At 67.3% G+C, this 297-nt stretch carries 1 pseudogene; it reads left to right on the top strand.

The window, feature by feature from the left end:
- Window positions 1-297, top strand: a pseudogene (locus ACPXB1_RS30695) (hypothetical protein); the annotation flags it as partial.

Here is a 297-nt window from a genome sequence, read left to right on the forward strand (position 1 = left end):
CACGATCATCCGTAAGAGCATGCTGTCCGTTGCCGGTCTCGCCTTCGCCGGTGGCATCTTCGCCGGCCCCATCGCCGGCCAGGCCACTGCCGCGCCGGTGGATGCGAAGCCGGTCGCGGTGGTGCAGGCCGACAAGCCTGATACCGCGAAGCTGATCCCGCACGGCACGCAGGGCGCGCAGTCGCGCATCGCCCTCAACGACGAGCAGACCGCAAACGTCAAGGCGATCATCGCCGCGACGAAGAAGGCCGGTATGCCCGAGCGTGCTGCGGTGATCTCGATCGGTACGAGCTTGCA

The sequence above is a fragment of the Micromonospora sp. DT68 genome (genome assembly GCF_049847245.1).
GTDB lineage: Bacteria > Actinomycetota > Actinomycetes > Mycobacteriales > Micromonosporaceae > Micromonospora > Micromonospora profundi.